General features: G+C 68.8%; 20 protein-coding genes. 8 read left to right on the plus strand and 12 right to left on the minus strand.

Going from position 1 to position 23,213, the window contains the following annotated elements:
• Positions 1-70: 70 nt before the first annotated feature.
• Both C5B97_RS18175 and C5B97_RS04940 read right to left on the minus strand, forming a co-directional pair.
• Positions 71-433, minus strand: coding sequence for a hypothetical protein (locus C5B97_RS18175; protein WP_258067970.1), 363 nt, complete (start codon positions 431-433; stop codon positions 71-73).
• Positions 430-792, minus strand: coding sequence for a bleomycin resistance protein (locus tag C5B97_RS04940; protein ID WP_104311032.1), 363 nt, complete (start codon positions 790-792; stop codon positions 430-432). The genes C5B97_RS18175 and C5B97_RS04940 overlap by 4 nt, the downstream gene beginning before the upstream one ends.
• A gap of 97 nt (positions 793-889) precedes the next feature.
• Here C5B97_RS04940 and C5B97_RS04945 point away from each other — a divergent pair, with 97 nt between their 5' ends.
• Positions 890-1,489, plus strand: coding sequence for a helix-turn-helix domain-containing protein (locus C5B97_RS04945; RefSeq protein WP_104311033.1), 600 nt, complete (start codon positions 890-892; stop codon positions 1,487-1,489).
• Here C5B97_RS04945 and C5B97_RS04950 read toward each other — a convergent pair.
• Positions 1,486-2,208 carry a DUF1028 domain-containing protein gene (locus C5B97_RS04950; RefSeq protein ID WP_104311034.1) on the minus strand — a complete coding sequence of 241 codons (723 nt, stop codon included), beginning with the start codon at positions 2,206-2,208 and terminating at the stop codon, positions 1,486-1,488. The genes C5B97_RS04945 and C5B97_RS04950 overlap by 4 nt on opposite strands.
• A gap of 160 nt (positions 2,209-2,368) precedes the next feature.
• Between C5B97_RS04950 and C5B97_RS04955 the strand changes: the two genes are divergently transcribed.
• The 5 genes from C5B97_RS04955 (at position 2,369) to C5B97_RS04975 (ending at position 8,481) form a co-directional block, all read left to right on the plus strand.
• Positions 2,369-3,898 carry an ABC transporter substrate-binding protein gene (locus C5B97_RS04955; RefSeq protein ID WP_104311060.1) on the plus strand — a complete coding sequence of 510 codons (1,530 nt, stop codon included), beginning with the start codon at positions 2,369-2,371 and terminating at the stop codon, positions 3,896-3,898.
• 49 nt (positions 3,899-3,947) lie between these two features.
• Entirely contained in the window at positions 3,948-4,913 is a 966-nt protein-coding gene (locus C5B97_RS04960) for an ABC transporter permease (protein WP_104311035.1), read from the plus strand.
• The gene (locus tag C5B97_RS04965) at positions 4,910-5,833 is read left to right on the plus strand and encodes an ABC transporter permease (RefSeq protein ID WP_104311036.1); all 924 of its coding nucleotides are present in this window, start codon (positions 4,910-4,912) and stop codon (positions 5,831-5,833) included. The genes C5B97_RS04960 and C5B97_RS04965 overlap by 4 nt, the downstream gene beginning before the upstream one ends.
• Positions 5,830-7,446, plus strand: coding sequence for an ABC transporter ATP-binding protein (locus tag C5B97_RS04970; protein ID WP_104311037.1), 1,617 nt, complete (start codon positions 5,830-5,832; stop codon positions 7,444-7,446). The genes C5B97_RS04965 and C5B97_RS04970 overlap by 4 nt, the downstream gene beginning before the upstream one ends.
• Before the next feature lie 96 nt (positions 7,447-7,542).
• Positions 7,543-8,481 carry a DUF808 domain-containing protein gene (locus C5B97_RS04975; protein ID WP_104311038.1) on the plus strand — a complete coding sequence of 313 codons (939 nt, stop codon included), beginning with the start codon at positions 7,543-7,545 and terminating at the stop codon, positions 8,479-8,481.
• A 44-nt stretch (positions 8,482-8,525) separates the two neighbouring features.
• On the opposite strand, the gene C5B97_RS04980 is transcribed toward C5B97_RS04975, so the two are convergent.
• From C5B97_RS04980 to C5B97_RS05000, 5 genes are all read right to left on the minus strand, one after another.
• Positions 8,526-10,001 (minus strand): lipopolysaccharide biosynthesis protein, encoded by a 1,476-nt coding sequence (locus C5B97_RS04980; RefSeq protein ID WP_104311039.1) that lies wholly within the window; start codon positions 9,999-10,001, stop codon positions 8,526-8,528.
• Entirely contained in the window at positions 9,998-10,984 is a 987-nt protein-coding gene (locus tag C5B97_RS04985; RefSeq protein WP_104311040.1) for a glycosyltransferase family 2 protein, read from the minus strand. The genes C5B97_RS04980 and C5B97_RS04985 overlap by 4 nt, the downstream gene beginning before the upstream one ends.
• 56 nt (positions 10,985-11,040) lie before the next feature.
• Entirely contained in the window at positions 11,041-11,799 is a 759-nt protein-coding gene (locus C5B97_RS04990) for a glycosyltransferase family 2 protein (protein ID WP_104311041.1), read from the minus strand.
• 101 nt (positions 11,800-11,900) lie between these two features.
• Entirely contained in the window at positions 11,901-14,081 is a 2,181-nt protein-coding gene (locus C5B97_RS04995; protein WP_146080726.1) for a hypothetical protein, read from the minus strand.
• The gene (locus C5B97_RS05000) at positions 14,078-15,325 is read right to left on the minus strand and encodes a glycosyltransferase family 2 protein (protein WP_104311043.1); all 1,248 of its coding nucleotides are present in this window, start codon (positions 15,323-15,325) and stop codon (positions 14,078-14,080) included. The genes C5B97_RS04995 and C5B97_RS05000 overlap by 4 nt, the downstream gene beginning before the upstream one ends.
• Before the next feature lie 86 nt (positions 15,326-15,411).
• Between C5B97_RS05000 and C5B97_RS05005 the strand changes: the two genes are divergently transcribed.
• The gene (locus C5B97_RS05005) at positions 15,412-16,566 is read left to right on the plus strand and encodes a glycosyltransferase (RefSeq protein WP_104311044.1); all 1,155 of its coding nucleotides are present in this window, start codon (positions 15,412-15,414) and stop codon (positions 16,564-16,566) included.
• 9 nt (positions 16,567-16,575) lie between these two features.
• Here C5B97_RS05005 and C5B97_RS05010 read toward each other — a convergent pair whose 3' ends face one another.
• Together C5B97_RS05010 and C5B97_RS05015 are read right to left on the minus strand one after the other, a co-directional pair.
• Complete coding sequence (locus tag C5B97_RS05010; protein ID WP_104311045.1) at positions 16,576-18,105, minus strand: aminoglycoside phosphotransferase family protein; 1,530 nt, start codon at positions 18,103-18,105, stop codon at positions 16,576-16,578.
• Complete coding sequence (locus C5B97_RS05015; protein ID WP_146080727.1) at positions 18,102-18,617, minus strand: hypothetical protein; 516 nt, start codon at positions 18,615-18,617, stop codon at positions 18,102-18,104. The genes C5B97_RS05010 and C5B97_RS05015 overlap by 4 nt, the downstream gene beginning before the upstream one ends.
• A 218-nt stretch (positions 18,618-18,835) precedes the next feature.
• On the opposite strand from C5B97_RS05015, the gene putP reads away from it, so the two are divergent.
• The gene (gene putP, locus C5B97_RS05020) at positions 18,836-20,338 is read left to right on the plus strand and encodes a sodium/proline symporter PutP (protein ID WP_104311047.1); all 1,503 of its coding nucleotides are present in this window, start codon (positions 18,836-18,838) and stop codon (positions 20,336-20,338) included.
• Positions 20,339-20,370: 32 nt separating this feature from the next.
• Here the strand turns inward: putP and C5B97_RS05025 are convergent, their stop codons facing one another.
• Together C5B97_RS05025 and C5B97_RS05030 are read right to left on the minus strand one after the other, a co-directional pair.
• A complete protein-coding gene (locus C5B97_RS05025) occupies positions 20,371-22,086 on the minus strand; it encodes an amidase (RefSeq protein WP_104311048.1) in 1,716 nt (571 codons plus the stop codon).
• Positions 22,083-23,141, minus strand: coding sequence for an agmatine/peptidylarginine deiminase (locus C5B97_RS05030; protein ID WP_104311049.1), 1,059 nt, complete (start codon positions 23,139-23,141; stop codon positions 22,083-22,085). Before C5B97_RS05030 ends, C5B97_RS05025 begins: the two co-directional genes overlap by 4 nt.
• Positions 23,142-23,213 lie beyond the last annotated feature (72 nt).

Genomic DNA, 23,213 nt, shown 5'->3' on the forward strand with positions numbered 1-23,213 from the left:
CCGCCTCGGGGGATCGCTCGACCTGAGCACAGAGCCTACTGAGCACGGAGGGTGCGCAGGAGAGCGAACCTCACCACCCGTGCGTGTTCATCCACTCGCGTCGCTGGTCTGCTTCCTCCCGGCTGGGGTCTCCGCGCCAGGAGTCGTGATCGGCGAGCTCGCCGGCCTCGAGCGCCACGAATGCGAAGCAGACCGGGCAGATCGCCCTGCCATGGGGAAAGCCGTCGGCGAGCGGCGGCGCGGGGGCGGCCTGGGTTCCGCTTCCTGGGCAGCGCGGCCCATCGGCGTTCACGTCGCTCCACAGGATGCTCGAGCCGGTTCGATTGTGCAGGCCCGCGTGCCCGGCCCGTCTCGTGCAGATCTCGCCGTCGCGGCGGCTGAGGCACAGCATCCGAGCCGCGCCGGGCAGCTGCGCGATCGGGCGGTTGCTCATCGCTCTCCGATGAGGTTGAGCTGCGTGCCGTCGATGTCGACGAGGTAGCCGACCATGCCACCCCACCTTTCCCGGGCGACCGGATGCAGGCGGGGGAACCCGACACGCGTCTCTGGCACGCCCGTCGCCAGGATGGCCGCATACAGCGCGTCGACGTCGGCGACCCGGATGCTGCACATCGCGGCGCTCGCGTACGGATCGACCTTCGGATGCGGGAAGAACTCGAGCACGACCGTGCCCTTCGCCAGGATCATCCACCCCTCGTCGCGGAAAGTCTCGGCGAAGCCAAACGAACCGTAGAAGTCTGCCGTCGCGTCGAAGTCTCGAGCGGGGAGGTTGGGGACGGCACGATCGCGCATGTCGCAAGCCTATGCACGGAGTTGGGGAGGGCGCTCTGCTCGGCTTCCAGGCAGTGCGTCCCGATCTGCTCGGATGCGTCGTCGGTAGACTCGCGGCATGCCAGACCCCCGAGCTTCAGAGGACGACGAGCAGTTCGCGGTCACCTCGCTTGGGCTTGCGGTGCGCGCCGGGCGGAAGCGCCTCGATCTCTCCGTCCACGCGCTCGCGAAGCAGGCCGGGGTGAGTCTCGGTCTCGTCAGCCAGCTGGAGCGGGGCATCGGCAACCCGTCGCTGGGGTCGATCCAGCGGCTCGCCACCGCGCTCGGAGTTCCGATCACGCAGCTCCTGGAGCCTTCGGCACCCGACTTTGCTGTCGTCACCCACGACCGGCGGCTGCGGCTGCCGACCCCCACCGATGTGCCAGAGGACGAGCGGGCGGTGCGCGAGCTGCTGACACCCCGTAGCGAGTCGACGCTGCAGCTCATCCGCTCAGTCCTTCCTCCGCGCTTCACGAACGCGGGTCGCCCGTTCCGGCATATCGGGACCGAGAGCGTCACGGTGCTGTCCGGGCGGCTCATGGTGGTGCACGGAGAAGAGGAAGTTGTCCTCGGGGCTGGGGACACGGCGACCTACGCGTGCTCGACCGCCCATTGGTGGTCGAACGAGCACGACGGTGAGACTGTTGTCATCGGGGCCGTGAGCCCCTTCGAGCGTTAGGTTCCGGCTGCGTCCTGCTCCACGGCGGCCGGTCTACCGGACACGAGGTTCTCGTCGAGGTCGCGGATGCGCAGCTCGAGGAGACGGTCGAGCGCGCCAATCGGGGTGTCGTCGTCGTCGACTCTCAGATCGATCGCGAGGTCCGGCGGATGGCTGCGGTGCTCCTGTCTGCGTGCGACGAGCACCGCGGCGCTCTGCCGGCCACGCGCATCCCCGCCAGCGGATTGGCCCGCCTGCAGCGCCGCGAGGAGTCGGCGCGCGAACGCCGCGACGGGGTTCGCGTGCGCACCCGCGGAATCCGCGGGCTGAGCGCCGCTGCGTTCGAATGAGTCGGCAACCGCATCGAGGACGTCCTGGCCCGTCAGCAGGTTGCCGACAGTCACGTAATCGACGCCCTGTCGCTGGCCTGTCCACGCGCTCGTCTGCTTCCCGACCCACGCGCCGGTTCTCCCGGTCAGGTCAAGCGCCGCAGTCTGCCGGAGCTCCGGTTGCTGGTCCCATTCGGTCACGCGGCGAACCACGGACTCTGGCGACTCACCCGCCGCTAGGGCGTCCAGCATCCGGCCACGCAGCGCGCGGTTTGTCCACGCCTGACTCGCAACAGCGCCGACGGCGGGATCTATGGCCAGCACCGCGTTGCCGACGGCGAGCGAGCGGCTGGCGGTCACCGCGCCGAGGAGGCCAGCTACGCGATCAAGCGCCAGGAGCGTGAAGGTCATTGGTGTCCTCGTCTCAGCGGATTGGCCCCGGGATGGGAAATCCCGCGGGCCGGGACCGTTTGTGACGATCCTGTTTCGACCGCCCGGCGGTCTTGTACCTCGCTCAAGCGTGCCACATACTGATGAAACATTCACGAAAATGATCGAAGTGGAGTGCACCATGCAACGACGACGTGCTGGGATCGGAGCCGCGGCCATTGGCGCGCTCCTCGTCTTGAGCGGATGCTCGGCAGGTGAGAGCGTCGACATCGGCGGCGGCGAGGGTGTCGAGGGTGAGGTGCTGTACGCCGCTATCGGTGGCGAGCCGGACCAGCTCGACCCGCACAAGACCTCCTCCTACTTCTCGTTCCAGGTCCTCGAGAACGTCTATGACACCCTGGTCGAGCCGGACGAGAACCTCGAGATGCAGCCGGCGCTCGCGGAGTCGTGGGAGACGAGCGAGGACCAGCTGACATGGACCTTCAAGCTTCGCGACGGGGTCACATTCCACGACGGGTCCGACTTCACAAGCGAAGACGTCGTGTACTCGTACAACCGCATCATCGACGAGGAGCTCTCCAACGCCTGGAAGTTCGACGCCGTCACGAACATCGAAGCGCCCGACGACTCGACGGTAGTCGTGACCGTCTCCCAGCCCACCCCGAACCTGCTGTCCAACATTGGCGGCTTCAAGGGCATGGCGATCGTAGAGCAGGCCAACGTCGAGTCCGGTGAGATCGCGAACAAGCCCATCGGCACCGGCCCCTTCTCGCTCGCGAACTACACGAGCGGCGACAGCATCGAGCTCGCCGCCAACGCCGACTACTGGGACGGCGCGCCAAGCATCGGCGGTGTCGAGTTCCAGTTCATCTCGGAGCCCTCCACTGCACTCGCGGCCCTCAAGAGCGGCGAGATCCAGTGGACCGACGTCGTCCCGACGCAGCAGGTTGCAGAGCTCAGCGGCGACGAGTCGATCGAACTCGGCCAGAGCCCGTCGAGCGACTACTGGTACCTCGCGCTCAACGAGGGCAAGGAGCAATGGAAGGACCCGCGAGTCCGCCAGGCGATCGCTTACGCCGTCGACCGCGACGCGATCGTGCAGGCCGTCAGCTACGGGACAGCGCAGGCGAACCAGCTCGCGATCCCGCAGGACAGCGTCTGGTACACGGAGTACGACAAGTACTCCACGGACATCGAGGAGTCGAAGCGCCTGCTCGCCGAGGCCGGCTTCACCGGCGGAACCCTCGACCTCCTCGCGACGAGCGAGTACCCGGAGACGGTCACGGCCGCGCAGATCATCGCGTCCAACCTCGAGCCCCTTGGCATCACGGTCGAGATCAGGCAGCCGGACTTCTCGACCTGGCTTGACGAGCAGAACTCCGGCAACTTCGACATGCTCATGATGGGCTGGCTCGGCAACATCGACCCGGACGACTTCTACTACTCGCAGCACCACAGCTCGGGCGGCAGCAACGCGCAGAAGTACTCGAACCCCGAGGTCGACGAGCTGCTCGATGCAGCACGCACCGAGACCGACCAGGCGACGCGCAAGGACCTGTACGCGCAGGCCGCGACGACCATCGCCGACGACGCCAGCTACATCTACCTGTACAACCCGTCGGTGATCCAGGTGTGGAGCCCCAGCCTGGGCGACTACGAGGCACGGGCAGACCGGGCGACGCGCTTCCGCGACGCCACGCTGACGCTGTAGCTCACGCCGCACCGCACCCGAGAACACGGGTCTACGAGGGGAAAACCCAATGAGAATGTCGTTCGGCTCCATCGCCGCGTTCCTCGGCTGGCGCCTGCTCTACTCGGCGATCGTGCTGCTCGGAGTCCTTGTTGTTGTCTTCTCCCTCGTGCACTTCGTGCCGGGCGATCCAGTTCGGCTGGCGCTCGGCACGAGGTACACGCAAGAGGCGTACGACGCGCTCCGCGCAGCATCCGGCCTGGACAGGCCCATCCTCGAGCAGTTCTTCTCGTACGTCGGCAACGCGCTCTCCGGCAACCTCGGTGTCAGCTTCCGCAACGGCGACGCCGTGACGACGACCCTGCTCGAGCGCCTTCCCGCGACGCTCTCGCTCGCCGGCGTCGGGCTCGTGATCGCGCTTCTCATCTCCGTGCCAGCTGGCATCTGGTCCGCGCTGAGGGAAGGGCGCCTCAGCGATGGGATCATCCGCGTCACCAGCCAGTTCGGTGTCTCCATCCCGGACTTCTGGATGGGCATGCTCCTCATCGGACTGTTCTCATCGACGCTGGGGTGGCTGCCATCGAGCGGCTACTCATCGATCAGCGAGGACCCCGGCGACTGGGCCAGGCACGTGCTCCTGCCCGGGCTGACGGTCGGCCTCGTCGCGGGCGCCATCATGACCCGCTACATCCGCTCGGCCGTGCTCGAAGTCGCCTCCATGGGGTACGTCCGGACGGCCAGATCCAAAGGTCTCTCGGCCTGGACGGTGACGATGCGCCACATCGTCCGCAACGCCCTTGTCCCCGTCCTCACGATCGCCGGGATCCAGCTCGCCACGATCCTCGGCGGCGTCATCGTCGTCGAGGTCGTCTTCGCCTGGCCGGGACTCGGGCGGCTCGTCTACGACGCCGTCTCCTCCCGGGACTACCCGCTCATCCAGGGCTCCGTGCTGCTCATCGCCGTGATGTTCCTCGCCGTGAACTTCATCGTGGATGTGCTCTACGCGCTCGTCGACCCGAGGATCCGGCTCTCATGACCGACCAGAACCCACAAGCCACGCCGCAGGCTGCCTCCGGCGTCCCTGCAGCCGAGGAACGGACTCGCGTCGCCGCGTGGCGACTCCTCCTCAGCAACCCGGTGACGGTCGTCAGCGCGGTCCTGCTCTTCATCGTCGTGTTCGTCGCCCTGCTCGGCCCGTGGATAGCGCCATACGGCGTCAACGACGTCGACGTCGCGAACCAGCTCCAACCGCCGAGCGCCAGCCACTGGTTCGGCACCGACGACCTCGGCCGGGACGTCCTGAGTCGCGTGATGATCGCGTCCGGCGTCTCGCTGCAGGTGGCGTTCGTCTCCGTCGCGTTCGCGTTTGTCGTCGGCGTGCTCGTCGGCGTCGTCTCCGGCTACGCGGGCGGCCTCCTCGACACTGTGCTCATGCGCCTCGTCGACGTCATGTTCGCGTTTCCGGTGCTGCTGCTCGCACTCGCCATCGTCGCGATCCTCGCACCCGGACTCGCGACGACCATGCTGGCCATCGGCATCGTCTACACGCCGATCTTCGCGAGAGTGGCCCGGGCGAGCACGCTCTCCGTGCGCGTCGAGCCGTACGTGCAGGTGTCCCGGACGATGGGCACGCCCTGGGCCAGCATCCTCGGGCGTCACGTGCTGCCGAACATCACGGGGCCGATCATCGTGCAGACCTCCCTCTCCCTGGCGTTCGCGATCCTCGCCGAGTCGGCGCTCTCCTTCCTCGGCCTCGGCATCCAGCCGCCAGCCCCCTCCTGGGGAGGGATGCTCTTCGCCGCGCAGGGCTTCATCAGCCAGGCGTGGTGGATGAGCCTGTTCCCTGGCGCCGCGATCTTCGTCACGGCGCTCTCCTTCAACCTGCTCGGAGACGGGATGCGAGACGTCCTCGACCCCAAGCAGCGCACCCTCATCGAGTCAAGGAGGAAGCGATGACCGCTCCCGCACTCCGCGTCGCCGACCTTCGGGTCTCCATCGGGCGCAAGGAGATCGTCCGAGGCCTCGACTTCTCGATCGAGCCCGGGGGCACGCTCGGCATCGTGGGGGAGTCCGGGTCCGGCAAGTCCATGACCGTCCTCGCCGCGACCGGTCTCCTCGATGCGCCCGGTGCGCACGTCACGGGCACCAGCACGCTTGGTGATCCAAAGCTCGGGCAGGTCGAACTGATCGGCGCATCCGCACGAACCCTGCGGAGCGTGCACGGCAACGGGATCGGGTTCGTCTTCCAGGATCCGAGCACGTCGCTCAACCCGCTGCTCACGCTCGGCCGTCAGCTCACCGAGTCGCTCGAGACGCACCGGCGCCTCTCGCGCGGCGCATCCCGAACCAAGGCCATCGAGCTCCTCGAGTCCGTCGGCATCCCGGAGCCTGAGGCGCGCTTCAACGCGTACCCGCACGAGCTCTCCGGCGGGCAGCGGCAGCGCGTCATGATCGCGATCGCGCTGTCCTGCGACCCGGGGTTGCTGGTCGCCGACGAGCCGACGACAGCACTGGATGTGACCACGCAGGCACAGATCATCGAGCTCGTGCGCACGCTCCAGCATGAGCACGGCACCGCAGTCATCTGGATCAGCCACGACATGGGCGTCATCTCGCAGGTCGCCGACGAGGTGCTCGTCATGCGACACGGCGAGGCCGTCGAGCGGCGAAGCGCCGTCGACCTCGTCACCGACCCGCAGCATCCCTACACCAGGGAGCTGCTCGCGGCGAGGCCGCGGCTCGGGAAGGCCAAGCCGGCCCCGGCCACGGCGGACGCGAAGGCTCTGCTGCAGGTCACCGACCTCGACGTGCGCTTCCCGATTCAGACCCCGAAGGGCCGTAGCCACGTGCACGCCGTCGATGGCGTCTCGTTCGGGCTGCGCCAGGGGACGACGCTCGGCATCGTGGGGGAGTCGGGTTCTGGGAAGTCGACCATCGCGAACGCGCTCACGGGGCTCGTGAAGCCCACGGGCGGCACAGCGACGCTCGACGGACTCGACGTGCTGAGAGCCGACAACCAGCTCAGGCGCCGCATCGCCATGGTCTTCCAGGACCCCTTCTCTTCACTCGACCCGCGCATGCCGGTGGGGCAGTCGGTCGCCGAGCCGCTCCGAGTTCACCGCCTGCCCGCAGGCGGCTCTCGCTCCGCGCGCATCGATGAGCTCTTCGATCTGGTCGAGCTCCCGCGGGACTTCATCGGGCGGTACCCGCACGAGCTGTCCGGCGGGCAGCGGCAGCGCGTCTCGATCGCGCGAGCCCTCGCGCTGGAGCCCGACGTCGTCATCCTCGACGAGTCGACCGCGTCGCTGGATGTATCCATCCAGTCGCGAGTGCTGGAGCTGCTCCGGCGCCTGCAGGGTGAACTGTCCCTCAGCTACCTCTTCATCGCGCACGACCTCGCGATCGTCGAGGAGATGAGCCACGACGTCCTCGTCATGCAGCACGGCCGCGTCGTCGAACACGCGCCCGCCGACGAGATCTTCGGCGCCCCGAAGCAGGAGTACACGAAGCAGCTCCTCGCGGCGATCCCACCGGAGCTACCGCGAGGAATGAACGCGCATTCGCTCTGACCCAGGCGCGCCCAGCTGACCTGCCCGCACTCGCACACCCCGGGTATGCTCTGTCTGCTGCGTTCCGCGCGGCGACAGAACACCTAGGAGAACACCGTGCCCGTTGGCCTGCTCGCCGTCGTCGACGACATCCTCACCGCCGCGCTCAAGGCCTCAGCCAAATCGGCGGGCGTCGTCATCGACGACGCCGCCGTCACCCCGCAGTACGTGCAGGGCATCACGCCCGCCCGCGAGCTGCCGGTCGTGTGGAACATCGCCAAGGGCAGTCTCTTCAACAAGTTCGTGATCATCATCCCGATCGCGCTCCTGCTGACGGCGTTCGCGCCGTGGGTGCTGCCGTTCCTGCTCATCATCGGCGGCGTGTACCTGTGCTTCGAGGGCGCGGAGAAGGTCACCGAGTGGTTCGGGCACCACCATGCGCTCGACGAGGACCATCCGCGCGACGAGAAGAAGCTCATCTCGGGCGCGGTGCGCACCGACCTCATCCTGTCCACCGAGATCATGCTCATCTCGCTGTCGAACCTCGACCCCGACCTCGGGTTCTGGATGCGTCTCGCCGCGCTCGTCGTCATCGCCCTCGCCATGACCGCCCTCGTGTACGGCGCCGTCGCGCTCCTCGTCAAGATCGACGACATCGGACTGCACATGGCGACGCGCAGCGACCGCCGCACGCGCCACCTCGGCGTCCGCATCGTCCGCTCCATGCCCGCCGTGTTCCGCTTCATCAGCATCGTCGGCACCGTCGCCATGCTGTGGGTCGGCGGTCACCTCGTCATCATCAACGTCGGCGAGGTCGGCTTCCACGCGCCGGCGGACCTGCTGCACGAGATCGAGCACGCGCTCATGAACACCGGCCCCGTCGTCGTGTGGCTCGTCGACACGCTCATCTCCGCGATCGTCGGACTCATCGTCGGCCTCGTGGTCGTCGGCGTCGTGCTCCTCGTCGGGCGCATCCTGCCGAAGAAGCCCAAGGCGGTGACCGCAGCCGGCACCCCGACGAACGCAGGCGACGCGCACAACCCAAGCGCCCACTAGCCTCCTCGAGCCAGCAGCGTTCGCGTTCGGCGCGAGCGTGAGCGCTAGCGCTCGCGGCGCAGGAGGCCGATGAGCTCGTTGTACGTGACCGTGAACCCGAAGCGCAGGATGCACCAGACAACCGCGACGGAGACGGCGATCGTGATGACGGCCCGCAACGTCGCATCCATCGGCACCAACCACAGGCCGAAGCCGATCACCGCGACAGTCGACCCGCACACCATCGCGGGCGCGTAGGAGCGGAGCACGTCCAGGGTGCGAAGACGCATGATGCGAATCGCGACGGCCTGCTTCACGACGACGAAGACCGCCACCACGATGAGCTGCCCGACGGCGACACCCATGATGCCGCCGTAGTGCGCGCCGGCGATGAGCACTGCCACGAACACGAGGAGCTGCGCCGCGGAGAGCCGCATCGCGAGACCGGGCCGCCCGATGGCCTTGTACACCTCGTTGATGCCAGAACCCAGCGAGCGGACCGCCGCATACAGGGACAGCACGATGAGCGGCTCGATGACCGCGAGCCACCCGTCGCCGAAGAGCAGCGGCACGAGCGCCGGGGCCACGGTCGCCAGTCCGATACCGGCCGTGACGCCGAAGATCGTCTGCACGCGCAGCCCGAGCAGGTAGCTGCGCTGCAGCAGCGCCGGGTCGCGCTGCGCCCTCGCGTACAGCGGGTACAGGACCGCCGTCAGGATGTAGAGCGTGTTCACGATGCCGAACTCGGGCAGCCGGAAGGCCAGCTGGTACGTGCCGAGCGCGGCAGTCCCGAGGAACGCCGCCACGATCAAGTAGTCGACCTCGAAGTTGAAGCGCGAGATGATCTGGCTGCCGGCTGCGGGAAGTCCGAAGTCGGTCACCTCACGAAGATCGGCCTTCCTCCACCGCCAGAAGCGCCAGGGCGTCCTATCGCGCAACGCAACCCAGCACGAGATCGCGTACGCGAAGGACGCGGCGATCGAACCGAGGATGAGCGACCAGACCCCGGCGCCGCCGAGCGCCAACCCCATCGTCACCGCCCCCGTCACGACGGCGCGCACGATCGAGGCGGCCGTGATCGCACTGAAGCGCATGTCCTTGCGAAGCAGCGACTCGGGTACCGCGCACAGCGACGCACCGATGACGACAAGACTGGACGCCTGCAGGAGCGGCGTGAGGTCTGGTTGCCTGAACCACAGCGCGAAGAGCGGCGCGAGAGCAACCAGGAGCACGGCCAGCAGCGCGCCGAAGGCGAGCGTGATGGCGAGCGACGCCCGCACGATCGAGGGGCGCCTCGTCAGCACGACGAGCGCCTGCGCGATGCCCCCATCCGCGACGGTCTCGGCGTACGCCATGATGACCAGCGCGAGCGTCACGAGCCCGTACTGATCGGGGGTCAGCGACCTGGCCAGGATGGCGGTCGTCGCGAGCAGCACCAGACGGCTGACCGCAACGGCCCCCGACTGCATCGCGGCACCGCGGGCCGCGCTGCGAGCCAGCTGGCGCGGATTGAGCGCAGACCCAGCTGAGTCCTCGCTCATGCCTGCGCGGCGGCGGGCTCGAACACCCGATGCGCGTTCGCGCCTGTTCCCCTCGCCAGGCGCCCGCGAACGTAGCCGACGCCCGTGATCCCGAGCCCAGCGACGATCGCGGCTGCCCCCTGGAAGCGGCCAGCGCGGAGTTCGCGCAGCACCCCGCGTCCGAGCACGCGCACCACGTAGTCCTTCTCCGTCGAAAGGGCGGCCGTTGCTCCCTGCAGGCGCGCGATCGACGCCTTGGAGAGTCCCTCCGCGTAGCACCGTCGCATGAAGTACCCCCAGGTGCCGCGTGCCGCCGCCACTTCATGCCTGACGGCCGAGCTCGGCTCGAAGATCACCGTGGCCTGCGGGTTCGCAGCGGTGATCCGGATGCACAGCTCCGTTTCCTCGCCGCCGAGCGGGATGCGCCCCACCCGGCCGAGCTCCTCGCCGAAGCCGCCAGCCGTGACGATCGCCGCGCGACGCAGCGACATGTTGCAGCCCATGAGATTGCGCACCTCGCTGGCGCTCGTGGGCTGGCCCAGGTACGTGCATCCGACGACCCAGTCGAACTCGCCGGGACCCGCGGTCGGCTCGAGGGCGGACCCGGGCGTGGGGTACATCGGCGGCCGCGACGCGGGCCATGCGGGTCGCGCGGAACCCCCGACGGCAACGATGCTGTCGTCGACATACTGCGCGATCAGCAGCTCGAGCCAATCCGCATCGGCGACCGCGTCGTCGTCGAGGAATGCGACGATCTCACCCCGAGCCACGTCGACTCCCGTGTTGCGAGCTCCGGAGAGCCCCCGTCGCCTGCTGTTCTCGACGACGGTCGCGACGTCACCGAAGTGCCGCTTCGCCCGTTCGAAGAGCGCTCGGTTGTGATCGATGACCAGGATCAGCTCGTCTGGGGCGAGCGAGCCCCCGACTGCTGACGCCGCCCCACGCACGATCGTGGACCAGCGGTCCTCCGTGTACGCGCAGATGACCACGGAAACTGACGGCATTGGCTCCCCCCGGAGTTCTCCCCATGAACAGGCGTGCAGCGTGAACAGGGCTGAGCTTAGACGGGTGTCAGCTCGAGCGCGCGACGCTTCACCGCACGAGCGCGGGTGCGCTCGGTCGCGAGAGTCCGCAGCACGCGTGTGCCATCCGCCCACGTGCGCAGGTGGCTCTCCCCGTGGATGCGACGCTTCTCGACACTTGGCACCTCACGGATGCGCGCGTCCGCCGCCGCCATCCGACAGTTGATGATCGTCTCGATCTCGAAGCCGTCACCCCAGAGCATGAGGCCCGGCTGCGAGGTACCGGGTTCCGGGAGCTCCAACACCGGCAGCATGTCGCGCCAGAACGCGTTGTAGCCGTAGCAGAGGTCGGAGAACTTCGTGCCGAAGGCGAGGTTCGCCGTCAGGTTCAGCCCGGCGTTCCCCGCACGGCGCAGCGGGGTGATGTCCTCGCTGCCACCTCCTGGCAGGAAACGCGTCCCCTTCGCGAAGTCGGCACCGCCGACGAGCGCGTCGACGAACGACGGAATCTCGACCGGGTCGGCCGAGCCATCCGCGTCGAACATGACGATGATGTCGCCCGTCGCCGCGCTGAAGCCGCAGGAGAGCGCGTTGCCCTTGCCCCTGCGGGTCTGAGCGATGAGCGTCGCGTCCGGGCGAAGGCGGCGAACCACGTCCGCGGTCCCGTCGCTCGAGTTCGCGTCGACGACGATGACCTCGTGGCCGTGAGGAAGCTGCGGCAGCATCACCTCGAGATTCGAAGCCTCGTTTTTCGCCGGGATGACGATCGTCACCGTGGGCGCAGACGTACGTTCCATCAAGTTCCCCCAAACTTGTAGATGGTGACGCTCAGTTCCCCCCGAGCGTCGCCGTGACTGACCCTAACAGGCGCATTGGCCCGGGCCAAAGAATGTTGCTGTCAGACGGCGCTGCTGGCGCTCCAGGCCTGATATGCGCCGACATCTAGCTGAAAGACGACAGTTCCCGACTTCTCGAAGACCGGTTTCCAGTACCCGGCTCGGCTGAATGCATCTCGCAGTTCTGCGAACTGCGATTCCGTCTGCAGTGCGTAGGCTTCGCCGAAGCCGCTCTGCGCTGGAGACCAGAGCGCGTAGACCGGCACGTCGGCCTCGAAGGGGCCGACGTAGCCATCGAGCGATCGTGTGAGCTCGGCCACCTGAGCGTCCATCGATTCGCCAGGAGCAATCTGCTGCACTGGGAGCCCCAGCTCGAGACGCTCGATGAAGTCGACGTTCTCGTCGTTCGTTCGCGGTGATGTGGGGAGGTCCCCGTCGCCGAGCAGCAAGGTGATCGGCCCGTCAACGCCTCCGTTCGAGTCGCGGGTCACGAGATTGATGGCCTCGATGTCACTCGGATGCACGTAGTGAATGCGGTCCAGTGCCGAGTACGAGGGCAGCCAGCACATCGACAGCGCCAGGGTGAAGGCGACCAGCGTCGAACGCCTCGGCCACCCGGAGCTGACGCTGAACGCGGCGACACCCAGCCCCGCCAGCCATGGGATGCCGAAGAGGGCCGCTCGGAAGATGCCCTCCTGTCCGTACGGCGTCAGGACGAGGATGATGAGCCCCGTGGCAGTGGTCGCCGTCGCAGCCAGTCCGAGCGAGAGCGGTGGGCGGTCCTCGCGTTGCCGGCCGCGCCTCAGGACCGCGTCGAGCATCCGCTCGAGAATGACCCAGCCAGCCGCCGCGACCAGCAGCAGGATGCCGCCGACCAAGCCGTAGACCGACCACGAGACTTCGGGGATGCGCACGAGCGGAATCGACTCGACGGTGCGGGGCGGCAGGAAGTTGCCGGCGCGGCCGAACTCGCTGAAGTTCAGGAACGCGCTGACCGCACCCGAGTGCAGCAGGGTCCAGGCGATCGCTGGAACCAGCACCAGCGCGGGCAACCACCACGGTTTCACGACCCGGAACGCCACGAGCACGGCGACCATGAGGCCCACGATGTACGGGCTCAGCTGATGCGTCATGGCGAGCGCACACGAGACGGGCAGGATCATCGCGACCTTCGCGCGTGCTGACGCCGATGACATGACGGCAGCGACGATCGCGAACGCGAAGCAGTAGCCGAGTGACTGCGGCGAGAAGTAGTCGGCGCCGATGGTGTCGACGAGCACGCAGAACCCGACGGCGATCCAGGCTGCGCGTGGGTCCCGCACGATGCGCCCGAGGAACTCGCGCAGGACGACGACGCGGATGAGGCCGATGATGAGCGGCCAGAACCGGGCGAAGGCGACGACGTCCTCCAGGCCACTCGCCTCGGCGACCCAGGCGATCGAGCTGAAGAAGCCGGGCCACCCGTTGTACACGCTGACGGAGGAGTCCGTCGTGTGCGAGGTGAGGATCTGGTTGACGAGGTCCACATGCTTCACGGTCGACGGTGAGCGCGGGCCCTCGTAGAGGAGCGCGGTGGTCAGCATGACGACGACCAGCAGCGAGATCGCCGAGACCGCGGAGCTGAGCTCGGTGGCCCGGCGGGAGCAGACGAGGCTCAGGAGCACGGCGAGGAAACCAACTGCCCACGGGAGCCCGAGCACGCGGAGGAAGCCACCGAACTGCGGTTCCACCGGGCCAGCGGCGACAACTGTGCCGATGCAGAGGGCCATGCCGAGGATCGCGGTGACCATCAGCACGATCGGGACGGCGCCGGGCGCGTCGGCGGCAGGCTGACCAGCGGCGCGACGAGCGCTCCACGATGTGTGCCTGGCCAGGTCGCGCCGCGCTCGGAACCACGCGACAGCTCCACTCACGGCTGCCGCGACGGCGAGTGCCGCAGCCGCGGGGGTGGGCACCCAGAGCGTGGTGCTCATCATGAGCATCGACCCGAGCACGAGCACCGTCGGGCCCGTCACGATCGTCAACGTCACGCGGGATTGCGCCGAGAAGCGGGCACCGTGGGCCCAGAACCCAGCCCCGAGTCCGATGAAGAGGAACGCCAGGCCCGCCCCGACACGCACTTGGTCGAGGCCGAGCAGGAGACCCGCCAGGTAGACGAGCGCGGTGCCGACGGCGATGCACGCGAGCACTGACCGCATCGGGGCCGAGCGCTTGGCTCGGCGGAGCAGCAGCGCACTCGTCACGATCGGCGGAGCCCCGCCTGCCGTGTCCGGCTGGCCCACCTCGCTTTGGCGTAGAGCGCGGGGCCAGCCAGGTACCCGCGCACCTCCTCCCGCCACGCTCCGGCCGGCGCCTCGACGCGGTCGAGCATCCGCTGCTCGGTGGCGGTGCGGATACTCGCCATTCGCGCGACCCCGGCGAAGAGACGGCTCACGATGTCGAGCGACGTCGCCGGGTTCGCCAGGTACTTCGTCAGGAATGCGGTGAGCCCCGTGCCGTAGCCGTGCAGCTGGCTTCGGAGCGCGTCGTCGTCGGCACGATGCTGGTGCCAGACGAGCGCGGCGGGTTCGTAGGCGATCGCGAAGCCGGCGCGCAGGACGCGCACGAAGATGTCGAGGTCCTCCCCACCCTTCGTCGTCGTGCCTGCGCCGAGCGCCTCGTCGAACTCGCCGACGCGATCGACGGCCTCGCGTGCGAGCGCGAGGTTGGCGCCGGTGCCGAAGATGCCGGCCGAATACGGGTAGAGGGGTGACCCGTCGTCGCGCCCCCTGAGGTCGTAGCGCTCGGAGGTCATGCGCCCTGACCACGACGGCGAGCGCGCATCGAAGTAGCCTTCGGCGTTCGTCTCGATGGCAGCGGTCGCGACCAGACCGGTCACGCAGCCGATGCCCGGCTCGCTCCGGAACGTGCGGGCGATCTCGGTCAGCCAACCGGAGTCGACGAGGACGTCGTCGTCGGTGTACGCCAAGATCTCGCCGCGCGCCGCCGCAAGGCCGGCATTGCGCGCCGCAGAGAGCCCCGGTCGCTCCTGGCGAAGGTACCGGAACCGGGAATCCAGGGCGCAGATCGCGGTCAAGAGCTCGCGAGTCTCCTCGGTCGAGGGTGCGTTGTCGACGACCAGCACCTCGAAGTCCGGGTAGTCCAGCGCCTGGATGCGGTCGAGGCAGCTGGTCAGCAGCTCCGTGTGGTCTCGCGTGCAGACGATGACGCTCGCGAACGGCGCATCGACGAGCGGTTCCGGCGCATCCGCGTTCACCGTCTCGCCGAAGGAGTCCACTGAGCGAACCCGGATCTCACGGGAAGAGACGGTGTCTGGGGCGGCATCGAAATGCAGGTAGCCGAGCGGCCTGCCGTGCGCTCGCACAAGCACTCGTGTGCGGTGATGCCGCGAGCTCGCATGCCTCGGGCCCCGCAGCCCCTCGTTGTTGAACAGATCGAATTCACCGCACCAGATACCTGGCGCGGCGGAACGCGTCGCGTGTGTCATCCCGCCCCGACTCTCGTGAAACACGGCCCCCCGCCGCGAGCCACAGTCTAGTGGGGCGGTTCACTTCCCGCGCTATCATCACCCGGATGAGGATGCTCTACGTCGTCGAGTCGACGCCCACGATCGATGCCAGGACCGGTGACGGCAGCAGCCTGATTCCCTACCACGTTGCCCTCGCGATGCCCGCGCACGTGAGCCTGGAGATCGTCAGCTTCGCGGGTTCGAATGCGGTCGACGAGACATTGCGGGCGAGGGCGGATCGCGTTCACGAGCTCCCGCAGCGGGGCCTTCGAGACGCGCAGATGCTCTCACTCGTCGCTCGAGAATCCGTCGGCGCCGCCAGGCGAATGACGGCGAACGCACGACGTGTCGTGCGAGAGCTCTCCCGCACCGCTGATGCGACCCTCGTGCACGGGCCGCACCTCCTGTCGCTGCTGGATGCGGTCGTGGGGCCCTGCGCCTACCAGAGCGTCGACCCGTGGTCGTTCCGGCTGGAGATGGAAGCCGTCGCCGCCTCGGGGCCCCGCGCGCTCTACCGGCGGTCGCTGGCCAGAGCGCGCCTCGCGCGCGAGCGGGACCTGCCACGACACATCGCGCTGGCAACGGTCGGCCGGGCCGACGCCGAACGCTGGCGAGCCGAGCTCGACCGCGACGTCGAGGCGGTCCCCAACGGTGTCTCGGGTGGCCCCGGCCCTGGACAACGGCGAGTCGGGCGGCCGGAGCGCCCCACGCTGAGCTTCACGGGCAGCCTCGACTACGCCCCGAACATCGAATCGGCGACCAGGCTCGTGCGCGAGATCGCCCCAGTCGTGTGGGCTGAGGAGCCCTCGGCGCGCATCCTCATCGCGGGCCGCAATCCGGTGGACGAGGTCCTCGCGCTCGCCTCCGACCGAGTCGAGGTGCTGGCCAACGTGCCGTCCATGTCCGAGGTCTACGCGGCGAGCGACATCGCGGTCTTCGCGGACGTCTCCGGACTGGGGATCCGAAACTCGGTCTCCGAGGCGCTCGCGGCGGGCACTCCGGTGGTCGCGACGCCGATCGCGGCCCGAGAGCAGCCGAAGCACGAGCTCCTCACGGTGGTGCCGGAGGCGGAGCCCATCGGCAGACGCACCATCGACCTGCTGAGGGCCGTCAGGGCGGTGCCGTGGTCCCAGCAGCGGGTCGGGGCGAGCGCGCCCATGCGGTCGTGGGAGGACGCGGCGGGGGAGTACCTGGCCCTCCTCGGCACCGCGAGTCGTTGATTCCCGAACTCAGTGCAAGCGCTCGTGGCCGGCGAGCCAGTCGAGCGCATGCTCCCACAGCATCACGTCTCGGTCGGCGGAGATGATCCGGTCGGCAGCGCCTCCCACCTCACCGTGCGCCTCGAGGCGATCCGCGAGCGTGGCGGCCGTGCGCGCCCAGGCGAGCAGCACGAACGCCTCGTCGAAGTGCAGTCCGTGCCGCTCGAGATGCTGCTTCAGCAGACGCCTGCCGTGGCCCCCGGGCTCCCACAGCTGATCGAACGCCGACCGCTGCGCATCCCGGGCGAACGCGCTCCGCGCGGACTCCGCGCAGTACTGCAGGTAGAAGACGAGGTCGTGCCCTGGCAGGCCGTGCTGGCGCGCCCGCTCCCAGTCGAGGACTCGCAGCCCGCCAGCTTCGGAGACGAGCACGTTGGGGTGACCGAGGTCGCCGTGCTCGAAGACGGCGGGCATGGGGCGCACGCGCACGCCGGCGAGTGCATCGTGGGTGCGCTCGACGAGGCGGGTGAGAGACGCGCGGCCGCTGAGCGCGGCGAGTCGGCCGAGCGGGGTCTCGACGAGCTCGTCGTACCAGCCGGGGTTCTCGGCTGCCGCTCGCGTGCGCGGCATCGCCTCGATGAACCGCATCCCGACCGTCACGGCCAGATCGTGATCGCGTTCGACCGCCCCCGGGTCGAGGGCGGTCCCGTCGAGCGCCTCGCGAAGCAGGTAGCTGGTCGAGCCGATCGTCGCGAAGCGCTCAACACGCGCAATGGAGCTCGCGAGCTCGGGCGCGGCACTCCGGAGCGCCATCAGCATGTGGCCCTCACGCTGGATGCCTGAATCGTCCCCAGGCTGACGGGGGATCTTCGCGACCCACGAGCCGGCACCCACGGCGCCCTCGTGCAGCGCTACCACATGCCTCGAGGTGTCGAAGCGCGGCGTGATGATGACGGGATGCGCGTCGCCGAAGATCGGATGCGGCGCGCGCGACCGGCGCACCACGACGTAGCCCTGACGCGCGAACAGCCAGTGCGCGTGCATCCTGGCGCCGAGGCGCGCGCCGAGCGACAGCAGGCGCCGCTTCGGCGATCCGTCGTGCCGTGCCAGCGTCGCGTCGAGCGCCGGGGCGTCGTGCATCGGCACGAAACGGGCTGTGCGGCTGAGGTCTGGGGCGCTCCAATGGGCGACGGCGAACGCTCCGGGAATGCGTCTGGCCCGTCGCAGCGCGCGACGGAGCGGAGCCGTCGCGGGGCTCTGGAGCGGAGTCCCGCCGACTTCGATGCACAGGGCGCCCCCGTCCGAGAGCGCGGCGACGCCCCTCGCGATGTCCATCGGAGACGAGGAGACGCTGAAGACGAGGTCGAAGGCGCCATCGTCGGCGTTCCCCATCCCGCCGACCGCGCGGACATCCGGCTGCAGCAGACGAAGCGCGGCGAGCGCCTCGGGGGAGAGATCACCGACGTAGCCGAGGTGGGCGGGCTCGAGCACGCCGGTCAGGAACCGCCAGTCGTTGCGGCGCCACGCGTGGAGGAGCGGCTCATGCGGGTCGACCGTCACGTGGTGCGAACCAGCTCTCGCACGTCGGTCGCCACGGCGTGCGGTGAGCGCGTGGCGTCCAGCACCGTCGCACGTTCGCAGCGCCTCGCGAAGGCGAGGTACCGCTGGCGCTGACGCTCGAGCTGGTCCGGCCCGAACTCACCTGCACGGCTCCAGAGCACACCGCTCGGCGCGTCCAGGATGAGCACTCGGTCGAGGGTCGGCATGAGGCGCGAGCTCGCGCCCCGGAGCAGTCGGCCGCCGAGCGACGGGTCGTCGGAACCCAGGATGACGTGCTCGTTCGCAACACGGTCGAGCACAACCGTGCGACCGCGGTACCGGTGCCATCGGGCGGCGGCGGCGCCCCGGATGAGTCGGCCGAGGCGGAGCGCGAGGCCGCCCCCTGGGACGCGCTCGAGCACGTTCCATCTCGTGCGGGTCCACAGGCCCAGGTGCGCGCTGCGCACGCCAGGCTCGTGCGCGACGAGGCCAGAGATGACCGTCGACTTCCCTGATCCGTCTGGTCCGAGCACAGCAATGATCCGCCCTCGCGGCATGGCGATTCCCCCAAATCGGGCGCCGCTGCGGCGCCTCCCCCGCAGCCAGACTAGTGGCCGGATCGCTGCACTCGACTTCGTCGACGGGCCGTTTTCGCGTATCTTCGCTAGTCGTTCACGTTCTCGACAGCAACCCTGAGAAGGTCGTGCATCCATACGGGGAGGCACGTCGCTTCCAGAAGGAGTCACCGCCGATGTCCGACCTGACCTTCCAGCTCATCGCGCTCGCGATCTACTTCGCGGCCATGGTGGGCATTGGGCTCTACGCCTTCCGACAGACCAAGGACCAGGAGGACTACATGCTGGGCGGGCGGAGTCTGAGCCCTGGGACAGCAGCATTGAGCGCTGGCGCCTCGGACATGTCCGGATGGCTCATGATGGGTCTCCCCGGTGCCATCTTCGTCTCCGGTCTCTTCGAAGCCTGGATCGGTATCGGCCTGCTCATCGGCGCCTACCTCAACTGGCGTTTCGTGGCTCCACGCCTGCGCGCCTACACGGAGGTCGCCAGCAACTCGATCACCGTCCCGAGCTTCTTCGAGAACCGCCTGCACGACAAGTCGCGCGCGCTTCGCATCGCCAGCGGCATCGTGATCCTGGTCTTCTTCACGTTCTACATCTCCTCTGGCATGGTCGCAGGCGGCGTGTTCTTCGAGAGCAGCTTCAGCGGCGACTACCTGACGGGCATGCTGCTCGTGGCCGGTGTCACTCTCGCCTACACCCTCTTCGGCGGCTTCCTCGGCGCGACGTTCACTGACGTCGTCCAGGGCATGATGATGCTGTTGGCTCTCATCGCCATCCCAGTGGTCGCGATCATCTCGCTCGGCGGCTTCGGCGGTGTCAGCGAGGCCATCGTCGCCTCTGGCGTCGACCACACGGGCCTCATCCCCGAAGAGCTGAGCTGGCCCGTCATCATCGGAATCATCTCGGCCCTCGGCTGGGGTCTCGGCTACGTCGGGCAGCCGCACATCATCGTGCGCTTCATGGCGCTGCGCGATTCGCATTCAGCGACCGCCGGTCGTCGCATCGGCATCTCGTGGATGTTCCTCTCGCTCCTCGGCGCAGTCACAGCCGGGCTCGTAGCAGTCGCCTACGTGCAGGAGAACGGCGTCGATGTCGCAGACCCCGAGACGGTCGTCCTCCTCATGGCGCAGGTCCTCTTCCACCCGCTGGTCAGCGGGTTCATCCTCGCCGCGGTGCTCGCAGCGATCATGAGCACCATCTCGAGCCAGCTCATCGTCTGCTCTTCTGCGCTCGTCGAAGACCTCTTCATGGTGGTCGCCAAGAAGAAGCCAAGCGCGAAGACGCTGGTGCTCGCAGGTCGCGGAGCCGTCCTCGGTGTCGCCCTCGTCGCGGGTCTGCTCGCCATCAACCCGTCCGACTCGATCCTCGCGCTCGTGGGCTTCGCCTGGGCTGGCTTCGGCGCCGCGTTCGGCCCGATCATCCTGCTCAGCCTCTACTGGAAGAAGCTCACCAACTGGGGTGCGCTGGCGGGCATGGTCGCCGGTGCCGCGACGGTCTTCATCTGGTCAGCGCTCGGCACCGACCTGTACGAGATCATCCCGGGCTTCATCCTCAACCTCGTCGTCGCGGTCGTCGTCAGCCTGCTGACGCACAAGCCGGGAAGCGCGACGGATACTGACGTCGAGCGGGAGTTCGCCGAGACCGGCGCCCTCGCGATCGTCAAGCCGCAGAAGTAGAGGTTCCGGGGCCCGGCGCGGTCGGTGCGATCTCAGAGGCGGGGCGTGCGCGGAGGCTCCGTGCGGCGCTCGCCCGTCGCCTCGAAGGCCGCGGCGAGCCGGAGCAGCGCGGTGTCGTCGTAGGCGCGGCCAGCGAAGGTGAGGCCGACCGGCATCCCGATGTCGGCCATCGTGCCCATGGGCACGGTCACGGTCGGGATGCCGAGATGGCGGATCGCGAGGTTGCCGTTCGCGACCCACACGCCGTTGCGCCAGCCGAGGTCCGCTGAGGCCTCGTCGACGTCCATGTCGGCCGGCCCCACATCGGCCACCGCCGGGAAGGCGACGGCATCGAGGCGCTGCGCGAGCAGCCACTCCTCGAGGTCGATGCGCCGGGTCTCCTCCAGACCGCGAACGCCGGCGGCAAGCTCCGGGATGTCGGTGAACGAGGCGACCGGATGCTCGCGCACGTGCTCGGGGTACGTCGCGATGTCGTCGTCGAAGCCCGTGTAACGGTCGGGAAGGGCGCCGTCGGGGTGCGGGAAGATGCGCTCGCCGTCGACCTGGGTGAGCGAGCTCAGCTTCGGGTCGCCGTTGGCGGCGAGGAAGTCGTCCCAACCCCATGCCGAGAGGTCCACGATCTCGCGCTTCAGGTACTCGGGGGAGACGAGGCCGCGCGTGGAGATCTTCGGGGCCCCGGGTCGGTCGCCCTCGTAGTTGGACACGATGGGGAAGTCGACCTCCACGACGGTCGCCCCCGCGGCCTCGAGGTCGGCGCGCGCGGCCTCCCAGAGTTCGACGATGGATCGACGCGTATCGATCTTCTGCCCTGTCGGTCCTCCGATGCCCGGCTCGTCGGCCGTGCCAGCGTCTGGATCCGCGTTGATGTACATGCGGGGAACCCCGATGCGGGTGCCGGCGAGCGTCGCGCGAGCATCCGCCTGGTTGGAGGGCAGCAGCGCCGCGTACGAGGCGGGTCGCACCTCGGAGGTGCGGGGGATGCGCACCCAGGGCTGTGCTCGCCAGAAGTCTCCGCGGGTCTCGTGGTCGTCGGCGACGACGACGTCGAGCACCTCGAGGAGATCGGCCATCGATCTCGTGTGGGGCACGACGACGTCCATGGTCGGGACCAGCGGCCAGTTGCCGCGCACCGAGATGATGCCGCGCGAGGGAGTGTAGGCGCACAGGGCGTTGTTCGACGCGGGCGCCCGTCCGCTCGACCAGGTCTCCTCTCCGAGACCGAAGGCCGCGAAGCTGGCCGCCGTCGCCGTGCCGGATCCGTTCGACGAGCCCGACCCGAATGCGCTCGTCAGGAACTGACCGTTGTACGGGCTCTCGGCTCGGCCGTACTCGCCGCGCTGCATGCCTCCGTTGGCCATCGGCGGCATGTTCGTGAGGCCGAGGCAGATCGCGCCGCCGCCCCGGAGGCGCTCGATCGTGAACGCGTCCCGTTGCGCGACGAGGTCCGCGAACGCGGGGCTGCCGGATGCCGCGGTCAGGCCCTCGACGAGGTAGCTGTCCTTCGCCGTGTAGGGGATGCCGTCGAGGGGGCCGAGCAGCTCGCCGGCCGCGCGACGTGCATCCGACGCTCGAGCCTCATCCAGCGCCGCTGGGTTGCTGACGATGACGGAGTTGAGCGTGGGACCCGCCGCGTCGTAGGCCGCGATGCGGGCGAGGTACGCCTCGACGAGCTCTCCGCTCGTGACCTCGCCGCGCTCCAGAGCGGCGCGCAGCTGCGCGATGCCCGCCTCGACGACGTCGAAGCTCATCGCGGGCCCCCGTCGGTGCTCGGGACGCTGAGGCTCGGCTGCTGCTGCGTGATGCAGTGGATGCCGCCGCCGCGCGCGAACAGCTCGCGGGCGTCGACCGAGACGACCGTGCGCCCCGGGTAGACGGACTCGAGTACCTCGCGCGCCCGTGCATCCGCCGCCTCGTCGTCGAAGCCGCAGGCGACGACGCCGTCGTTCGTGACGAGGTGGTTGACGTAGCTCCAGTCGACGAAGCCGTCTTCGTCGCGCAGGGTGCTCGGGGCGGGGATGCCGACGATCTCGAGCTCGCGGCCGGCAGCGTCGCGCTGACCCGCGAGATGCTCGCGCAACTCGGCGACCACGGCGTGGTCTGGATGCTCGGGGTCCTGTTGCTCGTGCAGCAGCAGGGTGCCGGGAGCGGTGAGCGTCGCGACGATGTCGACGTGGCCGTTCGTGCCGAACTCGTCGTAGTCGCGCGTGAGGCCGCGCGGCAGCCAGATCGTGCGCGTCGCGCCGAGCGTCCGGGCGAACTCGGCCTCGACGCGTGTCTTGTCGGCGAGCGGATTCCGGCGTGGGTCGAGCTGCACCGTTTCCGTCGCGAGGACCGTGCCTGCGCCGTCGACGTGGATGCCGCCGCCCTCGTTCACGAGGAGCGAGCTCACGAGCTCCGCGCCGCTCGCTTCCGCCACGATGCGGCCGATGCCAGCTGACTTCTGCCACTCGGCCCAGGCAGGCGCACCCCAGCCGTTGAAGATCCAGTCGACGGCGCCGAGCACGCCCGGCCGTTCGTCGTCGGTGACGAACGTGGGGCCGATGTCGCGCATCCAGAACTCGTCGAGTGGTGCTTCGAGGATCTCGATCTCCTCGCCGAGCATGCGGCGCGCGCGAGAGAGCTCGCTCGGGTCGACGACCATCGTCACGGGTTCGAAGCGCGCGACGGCGTGGGCGACCGCGGTCCAGGCGGCGTACCCGGCCTCGCGCTGCCCGTCGGTGTCGCCGAGCGTGATTCCCTCGCGGGGGAAGGCCATCCACGTGCGATCGTGCGGCGCCGTCTCGGCGGGCATCTTCCAGGCCATGTCCGGGTCCTCCAGGTTTCGGTGCGACACTTGTTGATCAACTGATCAACAAGTGCTCGAAGAGTACGTAGA

This window comes from Pseudoclavibacter sp. RFBB5, assembly GCF_002931555.1.
GTDB lineage: Bacteria > Actinomycetota > Actinomycetes > Actinomycetales > Microbacteriaceae > Pseudoclavibacter.

What these genes read in the sequence shown, in the direction of transcription:
- C5B97_RS18175 (WP_258067970.1), bottom strand. Translation starts at nt 433, where the DNA reads ATGAGCAACCGCCCGATCGCGCAGCTGCCCGGCGCGGCTCGGATGCTG.
- C5B97_RS04940 (WP_104311032.1), bottom strand. Translation starts at nt 792, where the DNA reads ATGCGCGATCGTGCCGTCCCCAACCTCCCCGCTCGAGACTTCGACGCG.
- C5B97_RS04945 (WP_104311033.1), top strand. Translation starts at nt 890, where the DNA reads ATGCCAGACCCCCGAGCTTCAGAGGACGACGAGCAGTTCGCGGTCACC.
- C5B97_RS04950 (WP_104311034.1), bottom strand. Translation starts at nt 2,208, where the DNA reads ATGACCTTCACGCTCCTGGCGCTTGATCGCGTAGCTGGCCTCCTCGGC.
- C5B97_RS04955 (WP_104311060.1), top strand. Translation starts at nt 2,369, where the DNA reads ATGCAACGACGACGTGCTGGGATCGGAGCCGCGGCCATTGGCGCGCTC.
- C5B97_RS04960 (WP_104311035.1), top strand. Translation starts at nt 3,948, where the DNA reads ATGAGAATGTCGTTCGGCTCCATCGCCGCGTTCCTCGGCTGGCGCCTG.
- C5B97_RS04965 (WP_104311036.1), top strand. Translation starts at nt 4,910, where the DNA reads ATGACCGACCAGAACCCACAAGCCACGCCGCAGGCTGCCTCCGGCGTC.
- C5B97_RS04970 (WP_104311037.1), top strand. Translation starts at nt 5,830, where the DNA reads ATGACCGCTCCCGCACTCCGCGTCGCCGACCTTCGGGTCTCCATCGGG.
- C5B97_RS04980 (WP_104311039.1), bottom strand. Translation starts at nt 10,001, where the DNA reads ATGAGCGAGGACTCAGCTGGGTCTGCGCTCAATCCGCGCCAGCTGGCT.
- C5B97_RS04985 (WP_104311040.1), bottom strand. Translation starts at nt 10,984, where the DNA reads ATGCCGTCAGTTTCCGTGGTCATCTGCGCGTACACGGAGGACCGCTGG.
- C5B97_RS04990 (WP_104311041.1), bottom strand. Translation starts at nt 11,799, where the DNA reads ATGGAACGTACGTCTGCGCCCACGGTGACGATCGTCATCCCGGCGAAA.
- C5B97_RS05000 (WP_104311043.1), bottom strand. Translation starts at nt 15,325, where the DNA reads ATGACACACGCGACGCGTTCCGCCGCGCCAGGTATCTGGTGCGGTGAA.
- C5B97_RS05005 (WP_104311044.1), top strand. Translation starts at nt 15,412, where the DNA reads ATGAGGATGCTCTACGTCGTCGAGTCGACGCCCACGATCGATGCCAGG.
- putP (WP_104311047.1), top strand. Translation starts at nt 18,836, where the DNA reads ATGTCCGACCTGACCTTCCAGCTCATCGCGCTCGCGATCTACTTCGCG.
- C5B97_RS05025 (WP_104311048.1), bottom strand. Translation starts at nt 22,086, where the DNA reads ATGAGCTTCGACGTCGTCGAGGCGGGCATCGCGCAGCTGCGCGCCGCT.
- C5B97_RS05030 (WP_104311049.1), bottom strand. Translation starts at nt 23,141, where the DNA reads ATGGCCTGGAAGATGCCCGCCGAGACGGCGCCGCACGATCGCACGTGG.